Raw genomic sequence first — 17,451 nt, 5'->3', positions numbered from 1 at the left:
CTATTTTTGTGCAAATTAACTCGTTCTTGTATACTATTTAACTTGTTATCAGCCGAATTGTGTAATGATACCTTATTAATTTGCTGAAGGTTCTTTAAAACCAGGGAACCAAAATGCAATTTTAATTCAGTATGAAAGAACAGTCGTTTTAGAATTAAACTTATATTGCAGGAAGGGTAAATTGTACACCTTAATGTGATATCCAACTATTTATCTTATTTAAATCTGTCAGATTATTGGAAAACTTATCGCTCTTAGCCACTCGTAAAAAAAGCAGTGCAGCCAAACTTACTAAAAATTCAAAATTTTTCAAGTCAGTTATTAAAGCCATTCAGGATAAGAAAGGGGAGAAAATTGTGTCTCTGGATTTAAGAAAAATACCTGAGGCCGTTGCCGATTTTTTTATTGTATGCGAAGCAGGCAGCACCACACAGGTAAAAGCAATTGCCGATTTTATTGAATTTATGGCCAAGGAAGAATGTAATGAGCAACCTTATAAACATGAAGGTTATCAGGCATTGCAATGGGTATTGGTAGATTATGTAAACATTGTAGTACATATTATGTTACCTGAAGCAAGGAAATTTTACAGGCTGGAAGAAATGTGGAGCGATGCTGTGTTAACCGAGCACAATGATCTTTAAGCACCAGAAAGAGAAAGTCAATTTTTTAATAGCATTTATACAATTTGGGAAACAACGAATTTTATGGCACAGGAAGATAAAAAAATAAAGCCCGATTTCATGAATAAACCAGGTGATGACAAGGGTGGGAAAAAAACTCCCCGTTTTAGTATTTATTGGATTTATGCATTGATTGCCGTAGTACTTATCGGCTATCAGGCACTTAATATGGGTTCTGCAGATTCCAGATCTACTTCTTTACAGGAATTCCAGAATGATATGCTGTCCAAAGGCGATGTACAAAAACTGGAACTCATAAAAAACAAAGAGCTGGTACGTATCTACATTAAAAAAGACAGTTTATACAAAGCTTTTTACAGTCAAAAAATAAAAGGCATATCACCAAAGAGTGATTTTACCGGTCCATTATTTGAGTTCCAGGTTACTGATTGGGAAAGTTTTAACCAGAACATGGCAGAATTCTATAAAAAGAACCCCTCTGTAACATCAGTTGATGAAAAAACAATCAGCGAAGCAGAATGGCTTGGCCCAATAGCACAAACAGTATTAACCCTATTGCTTTTTGTAGGCTTATGGGTATTGCTGATGCGTAAAATGGGTGGCCCTGCTGGTGGTGGCGGACCAGGTGGTATTTTTAGTATTGGCAAATCAAAGGCTCAGTTATTTGATAAAGGTGCAAAAGTAAATATCACTTTTGCAGATGTAGCAGGGCTGGATGAAGCAAAAGTAGAAGTAATGGAAATTGTGGATTTCCTAAAAAATCCAAAAAAATATACTGCTTTGGGTGGTAAAATTCCTAAAGGTGCCTTGCTTATTGGCCCTCCGGGTACAGGTAAAACCTTATTGGCTAAAGCCGTTGCCGGTGAAGCACAAGTACCATTCTTTAGTTTAAGCGGTAGTGACTTTGTGGAAATGTTTGTCGGTGTTGGTGCGAGCCGTGTAAGAGATTTATTTAAAACCGCCAGAGAAAAAGCGCCTTGTATCATATTTATTGATGAGATTGATGCTATTGGCCGTGCCCGTGGCAGAAATGCTATTATGAGCAATGATGAGCGGGAAAATACATTAAACCAGTTACTGGTTGAAATGGATGGTTTTGCCGGTGATGTGGGTATTATTATACTTGCAGCAACTAACAGACCTGATGTATTGGATAGCGCATTACTTCGTCCGGGACGATTTGACAGACAGATTTCTATTGATAAACCCGATGTTAAAGGGCGTGAGACCATTTTCCTGGTGCATTTGAAACCAATTAAAATTTCTCAAACACTTGATATTCATAAACTGGCTGAACAAACACCTGGTTTTGCAGGCGCAGATATTGCCAATGTTTGTAACGAAGCCGCATTGATTGCTGCACGTAAGGGAAAAGAGGCTGTTGACATGGCTGATTTTCAGGATGCGATTGATAGGGTAATTGGTGGTTTAGAAAAGAAAAACAAAATTATTTTACCAGAAGAGAAAGAGATTATTGCCTACCACGAAGCTGGTCATGCTATTTGCGGATGGTTTCTGGAACATGCTTATCCCTTATTAAAAGTTACTATTGTACCAAGAGGTACAGCTGCGTTGGGTTATGCGCAATACACGCCAAAAGAACAGTATCTATATAATACAGATCAATTAAACGATCAAATTTGTATGACACTTGGTGGGCGTGCCAGTGAGGAAATTTTCTTTGGTAAAATTTCTACAGGTGCTTCCAACGATTTGCAGCAAATTACCAGAATGGCTTACTCTATGATTACCGTTTATGGTATGAGTGAGAAAGTAGGTAATATCAGTTTTTACGATCCTTCTCAGGAAAATACTTTTACCAAGCCTTATAGCGAGGAAACCGGTAAACTAATAGACGAAGAAGCAAGAACATTGGTAATGCTGGCTTACGAAAGAACCAAGAAATTACTAATTGAGCATAGAGAAGATGTAGAAAAGCTGGCTAAAGAGCTTTTAACAAAAGAAGTATTATTTAAAAGCGATGTAGAAGCATTGATTGGCAAAAGACCTTACGAAGAGAAAAAATTGCTGGACGTTGATCAAAACGGAAAAGAAGAACATGCCGGCACAGGTGTGGTAAGCGATGGCGTACCACCTTTTGATAGCGGACTGCATGTTCCCCCTCTTAAAATTGAAGAATAATGAAAGCCTCTACAGCTAAAGAAAATATATTACGGAAAATAAGACAGGCACTGAGCACACCAGTGCCTGTTCCGTTTCCATTAAGCGAGGGTACTGAATCTGTTTTTCAGCCAAAAACACAGGATAACGAAATTGAGTTTGCCGAACGATTTACAAAACTCCAGGGCCGGTTTGCCTTTTGTGCCAACGAAACAGAGCTGGCCGAGCAATTACAAATATTATTGACAGCCCGCAGCTGGCAGCATATTTATTGCGTGGAAGAAACGCTAAAAAGTAATTTAGACCAATCTGCGTTAAACATTTCCTTTACCAATGATTTGCCGTCGTGCGAAGCATCTATTACTTCCTGCGAATGTTTGGTGGCCCGCACCGGCAGTATTATGCTAAGCAGTTCATCACCAAGCGGCCGCACCACCAGTGTGTATGCGCCGGTACATATATGCATAGCATATACCAACCAGTTGGTGTACGATATAAAAGATGCTTTGCAATTAATGAAAGAAAAATACGGTGCCAATATCCCTTCTCTTATTACCCTGGCTTCTGGTCCCAGCCGTACCGCCGATATTGAAAAAACCCTGGTGGTAGGTGTACATGGTCCCAAAGAGGTGTTCTGTTTTCTAATTGAGCGTTAATGAGCATGGAAATTATTTTTTATGTTACCAGCCAGGTAACATATATGAAGCTTTACTTGCCACGCTCGGTTCAGGGTTCCTCCTTTGTGGCAGCATTTTAAAAACAAAAGACAAAAGATAAGTACGTTAATTATACAGCGTACATTACCACTTAGCATCATTTTAAAACTATACTAATTTTTCTTTGTTGCTTATTAGCATTACTATAGTACAAGTGTGCGACGCAAGTAAAGCCCAATTACAGTTTAAAGCCGGGTATAAAACTATAAAAATGTTATCGTTACATTAAAATCAAAATATCCCGTTTTACATTGGACATTGAATTGTAATTTAACTGTAAAACTTAGTTTATGTGAAATATATCCGTGCTACTTTTGTAACTGAGTTTGGACATTATAAACAAATCTCAAGCCCGGTTAACAGTTGTTTAAAAAGCATCTGCCAGTATAGAGGCAACACCAGTGAGTTGGCTTATACAATTTGCAGGTTTTATAAACCCTATTGCAGTTAACAGCAATTAGCCACTGCTGGCAATAGGTTTAAAGCAAGGGGCATTGTTAAACAGTTGGGCAGAATTAAAAGCAGGATGGCTTTCGGCGCAAAGCCTTATAAAATATTAGTTTCTATTTCAACCATACAAGGCAGGTAGTGTATTTCTATCTGCTTTTTTATTTACATTGAAATTTTACCGCTTACCAAAGCTGTTAATTGTTTTTTAGATAAGCCACTTATTTTTGATGTGATTATTTTACCCGTTATAATGCAGCATTGAAATTTATTTACACCATTATTTTATTGAGTTTGTGTTGTTCCTGTGCGGTATCGCACAGGGCAGATTATCATTTTAATGCAAAACTGCCACCACAAAAAATGCAGGAAGATGCTGTATTATTAAAAAAAATACTGGAAGCCAATCACCCCAGTTTGTATTGGTATACGCCGGCAGATAGCCTGGATTATTATTTTTCCATAACCATGGGTAAACTCCAGGATTCTTTAACAGAATTACAGTTTAAAAATAATATTGCCTGGTTTGTAAGTAAAATAAGGTGTGGCCATACATCAGTAACTCCATCAAAAGAGTTTATTGAAACTGTATCGCATTTACGCAGTAAGCAGTTTCCACTTTATCTAAAAGCATGGGGCGACTCGCTTGTTGTATTGGGCAGTTTAAACGCTGCTGATAGTGTTTTAACCCGTGGTACGGTAATTACAGCCATAGATAGTATTGCCAATAGAAATTTGCTGGACAGCATGTTTCAGTTTATTAGTACCGATGGTTATGGCGATAACTTTAAAAACCAGGTAATTAGCGGAAATTTCCCCCTTTATTATGGTTTTGCATATCCGATAAAGGATTCCTTTTTGATAGAATTTAGAGATGCGCAGGGGCTGCCAGTCAAAACCTATGTACAATTATTTGTGCCTGTTACAGATACCACCGGGCCAAGGCAAAATTCTCCTAAAAATGTTCAACTACCCGGCCGCAAACAAATAAAACAAAACAAACTACTTAGTAAAAGAAGCTTTACATACGATACTTCAAGCCAATTAGGGTATATGCGTTTACCGGGTTTTTCGGGAGGACATTTACGCCAATTTTTTAAAGAGACTTTTGCCACCTTGCAAAAAGATAAGATACCTAATCTGGTAATAGATTTAAGAGAAAATACCGGAGGCAGAATCAGCCTTAGTAGTAATCTTACGCGTTATGTTAAAACAAGTACTTTTCGTGTGGCAGATACAGCGGCAGCAGTAACCCGCAGTATTAAATATGCGAAATATATTCGGGGAGCACTTCCCTATCAGCTGGCAATGCTATTTACCAGCCATGAGAAAAATGACGGTAAATACCATTTTACGGCGCTGGAAAAATATGTGTACCATCCTTATGCAAATAGACGATACAATGGTAATATTTATGTATTGCAGGGGGGCTATACATTTTCTGCAGCAGCTATGTTTGTTATTGCGTTAAAAGGCCAGCAAAATGTAAAAATTATAGGTGAAGAAACCGGTGGAAGCGAGTATGGCACTTCTGCCATACATATACCAACCATAGTGCTACCAAATAGTGGAGTACAAATAAGTTTACCTCTTTACCGTATAGTACCCAACAGAACACAGGAACAAACCGGGCGTGGCATACAGCCGGATGTGCCTGTTATGCCTTCATCCTATTATATTAAACATGGCGTTGATCACAAGATGGAAGTGGTAAAGCAATTAATACAACAGAGTATTAAACCTTAGTAATATTACTGCAGAAGGGGTGTAAAAATAATAGCATTAAAGCCAGCTATTTTTATTGTTATTGGCTAAAATATCGCGTTTATAAATTCCGTGCATTGCTTTTGCAGGCAACTAAATCAAAATTGCAATTACAAGACCTAGCACATATTTACTTTTTTTGCCCAATCATCTTCATCTATTTCGGGCAAAGATGTCCAATCTATAGGGTGTAAACACACTTGCAATAATTTATCTTCTTCGCTTCCTGCCAATGGGGTGTAATCATATTCAAACCGAACAGTTGGTGGCAGGCTCATAAGTATGCTTTCGGTTCTGCCATTGGTTTTTAGTCCAAATACAGTACCCCGGTCGTGTACCAGATTAAACTCTACATATCTACCACGACGTATTTCCTGCCAAAACTTATTCTCCGGGGTATAAGCCATTTCTTTTCGCTTTTGAACAATAGCTAAGTAGGCAGGTATAAAGGCCTGTCCACAGGCTTTAGCAAAATCTATCCAGTAATGCGAGTTTCTATCGGGGGTTGCTCTTTTATAATCGTAAAAAATTCCGCCAATACCACGGCGTTCATTATTTCTGTGTTTGTTTACAAAATAATCATCACATATTTTCTTGTATTGTTCATAAGCGGTAACATCAAATGCGTCGCAAACATCTTTATATGTTTGGTGAAAATGCTTTGCATCTTCTTGAAACAGGTAATAAGGTGTAAGATCAGTACCGCCACCAAACCAGCGGTCTATTACTTCATTTTGCTCATTATACAATTCAAACATGCGGTAATTACAATGCACAGTTGGCACAAAAGGGTTTTTAGGATGCAGTACCAAACTTACACCGCAGGCAAACCATTTGGCGCCGTGAATCTTCAGCTGGTTGCGCATTTCATTTGTAACATCTCCATGCACCACTGAAGTATTTACACCACCCTTCTCAAATACTTTGCCATTGCTAATTACACGAGTAATGCCACCTCCACCATCTTCCCGTTCCCACTTATCTTCTTTAAAAACAGCTTGCCCATCTTCTGCTTCCAATGCGGCACATATGTTGTTTTGTAATTCATGTACCAGGTGTATCCAGGTTTGTTTGATACTCATAAATGAATTTTTTATTGATGTCGCCAGCTAAACTCTTTTACCGTTTCCACAAATGCTTTTGCATGTGCTACCGGAACATTTGGCAAAATACCATGCCCCAGATTGGCAATATGCGGTGTGCCTTCAAAAGCCTGCAGCATAGTTTTTACCTCTTTTTCTATAACAGATATAGGGGATAATAATTTTGCCGGATCAAAATTACCCTGCAATACCACGGTTGAGCCTGCCAGTTGCCTGGCCATTTGTGGCGTAATGCACCAGTCGATACCAAGGCCCTGAGCACCTGTTGCTGCCATGGCATCTAAACTATGCCAGGCACCTTTTGCAAATATGATGGTAGGTACCAACTCTTTGGTAGCTGCTACAATTTGCCTGATATAGTGCAATGAAATAGTTTCAAAATCGGCAGGCCCCAACAAACCACCCCAACTATCAAATATTTGTACAGTATCGGCACCGGCGGCTATCTGTGCTTTTAAATAAGCGATAGTGGTATCGGTAATCATTTGCAAAAGTGTATGTGCCAGCGCAGGTTGCGTGTAACAAAATTCTTTTGCCTCATCAAAGGTTTTAGAGCCCTTGCCTTGTACCATGTAGCACAATATTGTCCAGGGAGCTCCTGCAAACCCAATAAGGGGCACACGGCCATTTAGTTCCTGCTTAGTAAGTTTAATGGCATCAAAAACATAGCCCAGGGTTTCATGTACATCCGGTACGCGAATACGGCTAAGATCGTTGACTGTTTTTATTGGATTGGGTAATAACGGACCTTTACCCTCGGCCATTTGTACTTCCAAACCCATGGCCTGTGGTACAACCAGGATATCAGAAAAAAGAATGGCAGCATCAACACCAACCAGATCTACTGGTTGCAGGGTGATGGCAGTTGCTAATTCGGGTGTTTCTACTCTTTCAAAAAAGCCATAGCGTGCTTTTAGGGCCATATATTCCGGCAAATAACGGCCGGCCTGACGCATCATCCATACGGGGGTGCGTTCAGTTTTTTCTCCACGTAAGGTTCTTAATAATAAATCGTTGTGTATAGTGCTCATAATAATTGTTCGTACTTATTGTTTGTATTTATTGCTGCATAGCATTGTTGCAGATGAACGAAATGCGACGCAACAGCAGCATCATGTATGTGCCGGCGCTGGTAACCTAATAGCTATTTAAAATAATTAATTACCACATCTACCATTTGTTCTTTACCCGGCCACTCGCTGGTTATTACCAGATTTACACAGTAAGTACTAATGGTGGCAGCTGTTGTCTTTCCTATTGAAAACAGCACCACAGTAGTAGGTAATGTATTTACTGAGAAAAAACTGTGTACAGCGCTGGGACTAAAGAAAATGATACCGTCGTAATTTTTTTCGATATATACCGGTGTTTGAATGGTTTTATAAACAATTAACTCTTTTACCTCTATATAATGCATACGCAATATTTTGGGAAGCTCATCTAAACGTTGATCGCCGCAAAAAAACACGGCTTCGTTAGTAGGATTAGCCACTACAATTTTATCGGCCAAGGCAGATGCATTTTTGGCGGTGATGGCTATTTTAGACTCTCCAAAAAAATCGATGATAATATCTTTAGTCATACCTCCCAGGCAACAAATGGTCCAGTCGGGTATATGTGTTAATTGCGACACAACAGCTTCTACGGCATTAATACTGGTAAAAATGGCCGTTATTTTTTTCTGTGCTAAATGCTTTACCTGTGCTCCAATTTCAGTTGAACGTATTATATCTGTTTCTATAAATGGTACAACGTCTATGGCTATATTTTGCGCACTTGCTTTTAGCACAAGTGTATCACTAATGGCCCGTGTACACAAAACACTAATTTTATTTGTTACCATTTTTTATTGCTTCAGCTATTTGTGCGCCACCATTCTCTAACAGTTCTTTTGCTGCAATAGTACCCAGGTTCGCTACCTGACTTAACGGAACTGTTTTACTGATGTTGGCGCTGCTTATACCATCCAAAGAAAAAATATTTCCCTGAAAAATCAGCGCATCATTTTCAATTATAGCCAAAGCACTTATGGGAGTAGAGCAACCGCCCATTAACACCCGTAAAAATTCTTTTTCTATTTGGGTACAAATAGCAGTTGGCTGGTGATTAAGGGCAGCACAACTATCCATAGCTTCATTATCATTTTCGCGGCAAACAATAACAATAGCACCCTGTGCAGGGGCCGGTAACATCCAGTCTAAATCGATGGCATTGGCCGGGCGCAGGTTAATTCTTTCTAAACCCGCTGCAGCAAAAATGGCCCCATGCCAGTCTTGTTCAGCTACTTTTTTTAAACGGGTATTTACGTTTCCGCGCAGGTTTTCGATGGTGTGGTTTGGATAACGGTGTAACCACTGTGCTTTACGGCGTATACTGCTGGTTGCAATAATGGCTTTACCAGAAGTGTTATCTAAAAAGGTGGTATCGGTTTTTGGTACAAGAATATCCTTATAAGAGGCTCTTTCCAGTACGGCTGCCTGTTGTATGCCTTTGGCCAATTGGGTAGGTACATCTTTCATGGAGTGTACTGCAATATCTATACGGTTGGCCAGCAGGGCAGCGTCTAATGTTTTAGTAAATATTCCTTGTACACCCAATTCGTATAATGGGGTTACCAAATCAATATCTCCCTCACTTTTTATAAAAACCAGTTCGCTTTGAATATGATTGGCTGCAAGCTTTTGTTGTACCAGTGTAGCCTGCCAAACGGCCAGCTGACTTTCTCTGGTACCAATGCGAAGCACTTTGTTCATGTAGGATTAATTAACGGTGCAGGTGATATAGTCGTTAATAGCTTCAATAAAATAACAACCCGGCTGATGCTGGGTACGCATTTTTGATGCCATATTATTGATAGTTTTTTGAATATATACCGTATTGGGTAGTGTAACAGTTTGGTGAACATCAGTATGTACTGATAAAAAGAGATTGCATTGATGCATGTCCATCAGCTTTTGCTTTACCGCTTTTAAGGCTGGTACATTTTTACGCATTTGATACCACTCTTTAAACTCTGCGGTATGTGTGGCAATTATCCCAAGTGCAGCAGGTACCTCGTCCATTCTTTTTTGTAAGGTAGCATCATTAATTTTAGACAGGTCGTCTACATTTACCAATGTTATTTGGGGTAATTCACCGGCAGCAGGCGCTATATTATTAGGAATAGATAAGTCTATCAATACTTTTTTACCGGCATTCAACAACTGCTTTTTGGTAATTATTGGCGTTGGTGCATTGGTAGCTACCAGAATTATATCGGCTTTTTCAATTTGTGCAGGTAAATTTTCAATGGTATCGTATTGTACGCCAAGTTCAATTGCCAGTTCACCGGCTTTTTCTTCTGTGCGATTTATCAGGGTAATATTGGTGGCTTCCAAATAATCAATCAGGTTTTTGCAGGTGTTTTTACCAATTTTACCTGTGCCAATTAATACAATTTTTTTATGCTTAACATCTGCGGTATTCTCTTTCAAAAACTGTATGGCCGCAAAGGCAACCGAAACGGTTCCTCCGCTTAAAGCGGTGTTTGATTTAATATTTTTAGATGACTGCAATACAAAACTTAGCAACCTTTCCAGCAGTGTGCCAATAAATCCACGCTCCCTGGCAAAGCGAACGGCCAGTTTAATTTGGCCTACAATTTCATAGTCGCCCAAAATTTGAGAATCTAAACCGGCAGCTACCTGAAATAAATGTTCAACTGCTTCCCAGCCTCTTTTTATATAAGCCAGTTTTTTAAACGATGCAGCTGAGCCTGCTGTTTGCCTGCACAATAAGGTAATAAGGGTGTCAGCATTTGCAGCCACACCATATATTTCAGTACGGTTACAGGTACTAAGCACAAAAACCTCTTCTATTCTGGCACTTGCCGCCTCAGTTAGTAATTGTTCGTAATGCTGATTACTTACAGCAAAACTGCCTCTTACCGATGCATCTGTTTTTTTGTAATTAATACCTGCTATGTAAAACTGGTTAATATCCATGTAATCGTTCGTTGTGCTTATATGTACGCAAAAGTAGTTCCATAGATTGCCGAACCGGTATGATTAAGGTCATTTACTTGTCATTTGTATGTCATTTAAGTGTCATGTTTTCTTGCATACAAATTTTTACATGTTTATAATCAGTTGGTTAAGCAGTTACCAATACATTGTTGAGCCCGGCAAATGTAAACGTATCGGGCTTTTGTTGCGTCGCACACTTGTACAGCAACAATTTACCTCTGCAAAAAATGATTGAAAAATTGCTTGTAACAGGCTATAAAATAGTCGCTTTTTAAAATAGCCTATTACAAAACAACAGGCTGCCACCAAGGAGGAACCCTGAACCGAGCGTGGCAAGTAAAGCCGCCATTTGATATGGGCTGGCTAACAAAATGCCTTTAACAATTGATTAGAAAACAAAATTTGGCAAATTAGATGTATGTACATACATTTGTGTTGTGAAATTAGAACAGGCCATAAAAAGTACAAAATTTAAGAACGAGGTGCACAAAGCGGGGCTAAATATATTGTATACTGCCTGGTGGTTAAAAACCATTATGAGTAAGGAATTAAAGGAGTATGGCATAACACACGAACAATACAATGTTTTAAGAATTTTAAAAGGCAGGTATCCTGACCAGGTTTGTGTAAAAGAAATTGCCTGCCGTATGATTGAGAAAAGCTCAAACGTACCAAGGATTATAGACAGGTTAGAAACAAAAAAACTGGTAAAAAGAAATACATCGGCCTTGGATAAAAGAGAAACGGTAATAACACTTACACCAGCAGGTATACATATGCTGGAAATTACTACCAACAAAATAAATGTGCTTTTTGAAGAAACCATTGAGCTTGACGAAACAAATGCCAGCGCTTTAAATAATTTATTAGAAAAGGTGAGGGAAAAAGAATAACCCTTTTTTTTTTCTATAATAGGTGTATATACATTTAATGTTAAATAACAAATTATGAAAACGATATTACATACAGCAAACGAAAGAGGCCATGCCAACCATGGATGGCTTAACAGTTATCACTCATTTAGTTTTGCAGGTTTTTACGACCCCGCCAAAATACATTTTGGGATGTTGCGTGTATTAAATGATGATACAGTAAAAGGTGGTTTTGGATTTTCGAAACACCCGCACGACAATATGGAAATAGTTTCCATTCCCCTTTCAGGCGATCTGGAACATAAGGACAGTACCGGCCGCCATGAAATAATAAGGGAAAATGATGTACAAATCATGAGCGCCGGCAGCGGCATTGCGCACAGTGAAATGAACGCCAATAAAGATCGTGAAGTAAAGTTTTTACAAATTTGGGTCTTCCCAAAAGAACAAAATATTACACCCCGTTACCAGCAAAAAACCTTTACACCCGAACAGAGGCACAATGCATTTTTAACAGTTGTTGCGCCTGATGATGATAGTGCGGTGTGGATAAACCAGGATGCCTGGTTTACGCTGGGTAATTTGGATAAAGGCCTTTCTGAAAACTATAGCATTAAAAAAGTAGGCAATGGAGTATATGTATTTGTATTGGAAGGCGAAATAACCATTGATGGGCAGCTACTTAAAAAAAGAGATGCGCTGGGTATTTGGGATACCACTTCACTTACCATTACAGCCACAGATAATGCTTCGGTTTTATTAATTGATGTTCCCATGCAAATAGAAGGAGTAGCATAATGAAAACAAGAACAGTAAAAAATATATTATACGCCGCCTCTTATAATATGGGTGGTTTCCCCATCAGGCAGCCCATACCTGCACCTGGCGTAGAAAGCATTGATCCTTTTTTACTTTTACATCATGCCGATGTTAAAGTACCTACCCATCAACCAGTAATGCAATCTGGTGTTGGTCCCCATCCACATCGTGGCTTTTCTCCGGTTACGTTTATATTTAAAGGTGGCGTACATCATCGTGATAGCAGGGGTAATGATAATGTAATTTATGAAGGCGGTGTTCAATGGATGAATGCCGGAATGGGCATTATTCATAGCGAAAGACCGCCGGCCGATATATTTGAAAAAGGCGGCAGGCAAGAAATAATTCAGCTTTGGGTAAATACACCAGCTGCATTTAAAATGGAGCAACCCTCCTATCAACCTTTTAGTGCCTCAGCAATTCCAACCATTATTTCCGAAGATGGTTTGGCCACCATTCACATTAGTTCTGGTGAACTAAATGGTGTAAAAGGCCCTGTAAGCAGCTATTCTGAAGTAAACACTTTTACCGCCGAATTTATAAAGGGCGCTGCCTTTAGCTTTACTATTCCGGATACACATAATGCTTTTGTTTACTTACTGGATGGCAGCATTCATTTACCCGGCCATGGAACGGTAACCGGTAAAAATGCAGCCTACTTTAACAACGATGGTGATACCATTACCATAGAAGCACTGGAAGATACCAGGTTATTTATCGGTACCGGCCAGCCCCTAAACGAAGCGGTAGCCTCTCACGGCCCCTTTGTAATGAGCAACGAAACCCAATTACTGGAAGCCTTCCGCGATTATCAAATGGGTAAAATGGGCGTATTAATTGAAGCATAAAACAACAATTATCATAATTAAACATTCAAAACAAAAACAATGGCAACGTACAAATTAGATCCTATGCACGCAGAAGTGCACTTTAAGGTAAAACACCTGATGATTACCAATGTAACCGGCAGCTTTCAAAAATTTGATGCTACCATGGAAAGCGAAGCAGCAGATTTTTCAGATGCTGCCATCAGCTTCACGGCCGACGTAAACAGTATTTCTACCAATATGGAGCAACGCGATGAACATCTTAAAAGCGATGATTTCTTTAGCGCAGCAAAATTTCCGGTATTAAGTTTTACCTCTACCGGCATTACCAAAACCGGCGACGATGCATTTACCTTAACGGGTAATCTTACCATCCGTGATGTTACCAACCCGGTTAGTCTAAACGTTACTTATGGTGGTACCATGACAGATTTTTACGGACAAACAAAAGTGGGATTTGAATTAAATGGTAAAATAAGCCGTAAAGATTTTGGTTTAACCTGGAATGGTGTAACCGAGGCCGGTGGTATAGTTGTTAGCGATGAAGTAAGGCTGGCAATGGAAATACAAATGATTAAACAATAATTTGCCTAAACAGCATTTTTAGGATATCAGCAAATCAAATTATGGCATCGCCGCTTGCCACGCTCGGTTCAGGGTTCCGTTTTTATGGCAGCAGGTAATGGCAATTTGAAATGATGTTTACAAACTAAAAAGCGAACTTTGCACCTTTAACCAGTGCTGCAGTACAGCAGCACTGGTTATAAAAAACTTAGTTTATGTATTATTTGCATATTAGCCAACAGAACGCCGCAGTGTGCGACGCAAGTAAAGTTCAATAGCTAATCTACACCCTGGCTCAGCAAAAATGCATTCTATTTAATAGCATCAGGTTAAACACTTTATACATGCAACACATTATACACAGGGCAGCAGACAGGGGAACAAAAGATATAGGCTGGCTGATAAGTAAATTCAGTTTTAGCTTTTCAACCTATCAAAACCCGGTAAAAAATGCATTTGGCTTATTAAAAACCTTTAATGATGATGTGGTAAAGCCCGGTGGTGGCTTTGGCCTGCATCCCCACACCAATATGGAAATTATTAGTGTGCTGTTGCAAGGTAAAATGAACCATAAAGACAGCATGGGCTATAGCGATATTGTAGAGAAAGACTGGGTACAAATAATGAGTGCAGGTACCGGTTTAAGGCACGAAGAATACAATGTAGGAGATGATGATGTGCAGTTTTTACAAATTTGGATTGAACCAAAATTACAAAATATTACTCCCAGGTATCAAAGAAGAAAGTTTGCAAAAGAAAACCGGAAAAATAAATTACAAACCATAGTTAGCAATGAAGAAGGCCAGCAACATTGCTGGATAAACCAAAATGCAAAACTAAGCCTTGGCTGGTTTGAAGCTGGCAGCTCCATTAACTATACGCTAAGCCCGCTAAATAAATGCGTATACATTTTTGTACTGGACGGCAGTTTGCACATTAATAATGAGGTGATAGAAAAGCGGGATGCCATGGGCATTTGGGAAACTGAGTTAATAACCATACAAAATGAACAGGAATGTGAATTCATTGTTATTGAAGTGCCCATTAATCAATAAATACAAAATAAATAACTACTAAGATTACCAATTATGAATATTGAAATTATAGCAGCCAGCCCAAGAAAAGAAAGCGTATCGTACCGGCTGGCACTTTTTTTACAACAATATATTGCCACAACTACAGACCATAATGTAAACATTATTGATGTACGCGAATGGCCTTTACCATCAATGCAGCAGGAAGTATATACCAATACCGAAAAAGCACCAGCAGACCTGCAACCTCTGGCCAAAAGAATGTTTGATGCCAATGGGTTTATAATGGTAACGCCTGAATATAATGGCACTTACACCTCGGCATTAAAGAATTTATTTGATCATTTTCCCAAACAAAGCCGTAAAGCATTTGGTATTGTAACTGCTTCGCCGGGAATTATGGGCGGTATGCGTGCCAGCCAGCAATTGCAGCTTTTTATAAATGCACTGTTTGGTATTGGTTCTCCGCACATGCTGATAACACCCATGGTAGATAAAAAATTTGATGCAGCTGGTAATTTGCTGGATGAATCTTTCAAAAAAAATATTGACGTATTTGTTAAGGAATATCTGTGGCTGGCAGAAAGTTTAACACCTGAATTGCAACCGGCAATATAATTTACTTTTTTTAACGGGATACAACCGTAAATTTGCGGCTTCTTTCACAAACTCAATATGAGCGACGAAATAAAACATGAGTGTGGTTTAGCCTACATTCGCCTCAGAAAGCCTTTTTCGTATTATTTGCAAAAATATGGAACGGTAATGTATGGCCTTAACAAGCTGTATCTGTTAATGGAAAAGCAGCATAACCGCGGCCAGGACGGCGCCGGAGTTGCTGCGGTAAAACTTAACGTAGAGCCAGGATACCCGTTTTTGCACAGAATACGCAGTAATGCCCCTCAACCTATTGCCGATATTTTTTTTAAAATTGGCGAAGAAGTAAAAGAGCTGGAAAAATATCAGCCAGATATTCTAAAACATCCCGGATTAATGAAAGGCCATCTTCCTTTTTTGGGAGAATTATTATTGGGCCACCTGCGATATGGTACACAGGGTAAAAACAATGTAGAGTTTTGTCACCCCTTTTTTAAAAGAGACCTGGTACCCGGTAAAAACCTTGCTTTGGCCGGTAATTTTAACTTAGTTAATACAGAAGAGCTTTTTGCACTGGTAAATATAGAACCCGGCGTTTTTCAAAAGCAAAGCGATTTGGCCGCCATGATGGAAGTAATTCATCATTTCTTAAGTAAGGAAGATGAGAAAAACCCTAATACAGCCAATATTGCCAATGTACTTAAAAAAGCCGTTCCGCTTTTTGATGGTGGTTTTACAGTAGGTGGTTTAATTGGTAATGGCTCCAGCTTTGTAATGCGTGATGCCCATGGTATACGCCCTGCTTATTACTATATAAATGATGAAGTAATTGTGGCTGCCAGTGAAAGGGCATCCATCCGCACAGCATTTAATGTTGGCGAAAACGAAGTACTGGAATTATTACCTGCTAATGCCATTATTGTAGATAATGATGGCAATTATGTTATAGAGCAAATACAGGAGCCAAAAGAAAGAAGGGCCTGTAGCTTTGAGCGTATCTATTTTTCAAGAGGCAGCGATGAAAAAATTTATCGTGAACGTATTGCTTTGGGGGACCACCTTAGCAAGGCAGTACTTGAATCGGTTGATTATAGTTTACGTAATACCATATTTTCTTATATCCCCAATACAGCAGAAGTAGCTTTTTATGGTTTGATAAAAGGAATGGAGAATTACCTTAATCAAATTAAAATTCAACGTATTTTAAGCTGGGGCAACGATTTTACTGAAGACAAACTTCAGGAAATGATTAACCGTAAAATACGTCAGGAAAAAATTGCCATTAAGGATGTTAAGTTGCGCACTTTTATTACAGAAGATAGCAGCCGCAACGAAATGGTACAACACGTTTACGATATTACCTACGGTACCGTAAAACGTAACGAAGATACCTTGGTGGTAATTGATGATAGTATTGTTCGTGGTACCACTTTAAAAGAAAGCATTATACGTATGCTGGCCAGGCTACAACCTAAAAAAATCATTGTAGTTTCCTCTGCCCCACAAATTCGTTATCCGGATTGTTATGGTATTGATATGAGTAAGTTAGGTGATTTTATAGCTTTTAAAGCCGCAATCGCTTTACTTAAAGAAAAAGGAATGGAAGATATTCTGGAAACCGTTTACAAGCGTATAAAAGAATTGCAACACGATAACCTGTTGCATACAGAAAATGTGGTTAGACAGGTATATAAACCTTTTACCACAGAAGAAATTTCCAATAAAATTGCCCAGCTAATTACCCCACCAGAAGTAAATGTACCGGTAGAAGTAATTTACCAAACCATTGAAGACCTGCACGAATGTTGCCCTACTAATACCGGCGACTGGTATTTTACAGGCAACTATCCAACAGCTGGCGGTAATAAAGTAGTAAACAACGCATTTCTAAATTATTACGAAGGTAAAAACGTAAGAGGGTATTAAAATTTGTTCAATA

General features: G+C 39.0%; 16 protein-coding genes. 11 read left to right on the top strand and 5 right to left on the bottom strand.

Annotated features, from left to right (window positions below):
- Positions 1-236 precede the first annotated feature (236 nt).
- The 4 genes from rsfS (at position 237) to GD597_RS10775 (ending at position 5,674) form a co-directional block, all read left to right on the top strand.
- Positions 237-644: a ribosome silencing factor gene (gene rsfS / locus GD597_RS10790; RefSeq protein ID WP_171607872.1), complete on the top strand. Its 408-nt coding sequence runs from the start codon at positions 237-239 to the stop codon at positions 642-644.
- Positions 645-707: 63 nt separating this feature from the next.
- Positions 708-2,786 (top strand): ATP-dependent zinc metalloprotease FtsH, encoded by a 2,079-nt coding sequence (ftsH, locus tag GD597_RS10785; protein ID WP_171607871.1) that lies wholly within the window; start codon positions 708-710, stop codon positions 2,784-2,786.
- A complete protein-coding gene (locus GD597_RS10780; protein WP_171607870.1) occupies positions 2,786-3,421 on the top strand; it encodes a LutC/YkgG family protein in 636 nt (211 codons plus the stop codon). Before ftsH ends, GD597_RS10780 begins: the two co-directional genes overlap by 1 nt.
- Positions 3,422-4,189: 768 nt before the next feature.
- Entirely contained in the window at positions 4,190-5,674 is a 1,485-nt protein-coding gene (locus tag GD597_RS10775; protein ID WP_171607869.1) for a S41 family peptidase, read from the top strand.
- Positions 5,675-5,811: 137 nt separating this feature from the next.
- Here GD597_RS10775 and hemF read toward each other — a convergent pair whose 3' ends face one another.
- The 5 genes from hemF to hemA all read right to left on the bottom strand — a co-directional run bounded on the left by hemF (position 5,812) and on the right by hemA (position 10,778).
- A complete protein-coding gene (gene hemF / locus GD597_RS10770) occupies positions 5,812-6,774 on the bottom strand; it encodes an oxygen-dependent coproporphyrinogen oxidase (RefSeq protein WP_171607868.1) in 963 nt (320 codons plus the stop codon).
- Positions 6,775-6,785: 11 nt separating this feature from the next.
- Positions 6,786-7,826, bottom strand: coding sequence for a uroporphyrinogen decarboxylase (gene hemE, locus GD597_RS10765; protein WP_171607867.1), 1,041 nt, complete (start codon positions 7,824-7,826; stop codon positions 6,786-6,788).
- Positions 7,827-7,939: 113 nt separating this feature from the next.
- On the bottom strand, positions 7,940-8,638 hold the full coding sequence (locus GD597_RS10760; RefSeq protein WP_171607866.1) for a uroporphyrinogen-III synthase: 699 nt from the start codon (positions 8,636-8,638) through the stop codon (positions 7,940-7,942).
- On the bottom strand, positions 8,625-9,548 hold the full coding sequence (gene hemC, locus GD597_RS10755) for a hydroxymethylbilane synthase (RefSeq protein ID WP_171607865.1): 924 nt from the start codon (positions 9,546-9,548) through the stop codon (positions 8,625-8,627). Before hemC ends, GD597_RS10760 begins: the two co-directional genes overlap by 14 nt.
- Before the next feature lie 6 nt (positions 9,549-9,554).
- On the bottom strand, positions 9,555-10,778 hold the full coding sequence (gene hemA / locus GD597_RS10750; RefSeq protein WP_171607864.1) for a glutamyl-tRNA reductase: 1,224 nt from the start codon (positions 10,776-10,778) through the stop codon (positions 9,555-9,557).
- 458 nt (positions 10,779-11,236) lie between these two features.
- Here hemA and GD597_RS10745 point away from each other — a divergent pair, with 458 nt between their 5' ends.
- The 7 genes from GD597_RS10745 to GD597_RS10715 all read left to right on the top strand — a co-directional run bounded on the left by GD597_RS10745 (position 11,237) and on the right by GD597_RS10715 (position 17,438).
- Positions 11,237-11,692, top strand: a complete 456-nt coding sequence (locus GD597_RS10745; protein WP_171607863.1) for a MarR family winged helix-turn-helix transcriptional regulator — start codon at positions 11,237-11,239, stop codon at positions 11,690-11,692.
- 54 nt (positions 11,693-11,746) lie between these two features.
- Positions 11,747-12,469: a pirin family protein gene (locus GD597_RS10740; RefSeq protein WP_171607862.1), complete on the top strand. Its 723-nt coding sequence runs from the start codon at positions 11,747-11,749 to the stop codon at positions 12,467-12,469.
- Positions 12,469-13,338, top strand: a complete 870-nt coding sequence (locus tag GD597_RS10735; protein ID WP_171607861.1) for a pirin family protein — start codon at positions 12,469-12,471, stop codon at positions 13,336-13,338. The genes GD597_RS10740 and GD597_RS10735 overlap by 1 nt, the downstream gene beginning before the upstream one ends.
- 39 nt (positions 13,339-13,377) lie before the next feature.
- On the top strand, positions 13,378-13,902 hold the full coding sequence (locus GD597_RS10730; protein ID WP_171607860.1) for a YceI family protein: 525 nt from the start codon (positions 13,378-13,380) through the stop codon (positions 13,900-13,902).
- 323 nt (positions 13,903-14,225) lie between these two features.
- The gene (locus GD597_RS10725; RefSeq protein ID WP_171607859.1) at positions 14,226-14,936 is read left to right on the top strand and encodes a pirin family protein; all 711 of its coding nucleotides are present in this window, start codon (positions 14,226-14,228) and stop codon (positions 14,934-14,936) included.
- Positions 14,937-14,969: 33 nt separating this feature from the next.
- Positions 14,970-15,533, top strand: a complete 564-nt coding sequence (locus GD597_RS10720) for an NADPH-dependent FMN reductase (RefSeq protein ID WP_171607858.1) — start codon at positions 14,970-14,972, stop codon at positions 15,531-15,533.
- Between the two features lie 57 nt (positions 15,534-15,590).
- Positions 15,591-17,438 carry an amidophosphoribosyltransferase gene (locus tag GD597_RS10715; protein WP_171607857.1) on the top strand — a complete coding sequence of 616 codons (1,848 nt, stop codon included), beginning with the start codon at positions 15,591-15,593 and terminating at the stop codon, positions 17,436-17,438.
- Positions 17,439-17,451 lie beyond the last annotated feature (13 nt).

Source organism: Limnovirga soli (assembly GCF_013106755.1).
Lineage (GTDB): Bacteria > Bacteroidota > Bacteroidia > Chitinophagales > Chitinophagaceae > Limnovirga > Limnovirga soli.
The sequence above is the reverse complement of the archived record's forward strand: the minus strand, read 5'-3'. Positions and strand labels throughout refer to the sequence as shown.